The organism is Actinoplanes sp. TFC3, assembly GCF_001553785.1.
Taxonomy (GTDB): domain Bacteria; phylum Actinomycetota; class Actinomycetes; order Mycobacteriales; family Micromonosporaceae; genus Actinoplanes.
In genome coordinates this window covers 1-1,108 of record NZ_LOJP01000020.1, presented here as the reverse complement: position 1 = coordinate 1,108, position 1,108 = coordinate 1, and the positions used below count along the sequence as shown (strand labels likewise).

Annotated in this window: 1 pseudogene; it reads left to right on the top strand. The window is 70.4% G+C overall.

From position 1 onward, the window contains the following. Window positions 1-874: 874 nt before the first annotated feature. A pseudogene (locus tag TFC3_RS39915) lies at window positions 875-1,108 on the top strand (hypothetical protein); the annotation flags it as partial.

Below are 1,108 nucleotides of genomic sequence, written 5' to 3'. Positions count from 1 at the left end.
GGCTTCGGGGAGCGGTGTTGAGGGGGGCGCTTCGGGCGTACCGGTGAATGGTTCTCCTGGAATGCCTGGGGGTGGACCGGGTGCGGGTGGGCCTACGGCGAACGGTGCGGGAATTCCCGACTTGCCGGATGCTTCGGGCCTGATTGGTGCTGACACTGGTGACTGGAAGCCGTCGGGTGCCAGGGCGGACGTGCCGAGCGCTCCGGAAGGTACGGCGCCTGGTGGCTCGGGGCTCGAAGCTCCGCAGCGGGGGAGTGGCGTTGATGCGCCGGGCTCCGCTGGTGAGCCTTCGTCCGCCGGTGGTGACGGTGCCGCCGTGCCGCAATGGGACGGTCCGGCGGACGATGGTCAGGCAGGAGCCGTTTCCGGCCCGGCCGGTGCTGGCGGTATGCCCATCATGCCCGGTATGCCGGGGTCTGCTGCGGCACCGGGTGACCAAAGCGCCCCGTCGGCTTCGGATGCCTCGGCCTTGATCGACGTCAACGACGCCGACTGGCAGCCTTCGAACTCCGGCGAGACGACTCCGTACGCCCCGGGCGGTGCAACGGCCGGTGGCTCGGGGATCGACGTCCCGTCACCGGTTGCTGGCATGGTTACGGACGGTCCTACCGTTCCGATTACTGGCGACAGTGGTGGGGTTCCGTCGACTGCGGACAGTGGTGGGGTGCCGGTGACGACCGAGGGTCCGGGGGCTGCGGTGGAGCCTGGGTGGTTCGGCGAGGTCGCCGGCCCGGGTGGTACGCCGGGATCGGAGAATCCGGCTGGGCAGAGCGGGTCAGTTGTGAACAGTCCGGCCGCGCCCGTTGATGATGGTGGGCCGGTTCAGGTGGGAGAAGGCGCCGGTGCAGGGGCCGGGGCTGCGGGTGGTGCCGGGGTGGATACGCCTTCGGTCGAGCTGCCTGCGGCGGAAGTGCCTGCGGCCAATTCGCCTGCGACGGACGTGCCCGCAGCAGAACCCTCCGCCGGTACCGACCCAGTGGTCCCCGACGAGACCACGGCCCCGGACCCGGACGCCACAACCACCCCTCCCGCATCAACCGACCCGACCGCCATCACCCCCACCGACCCTCAGAATCCCAACACCAGCACCGGCATCGCCCCAGTAGTC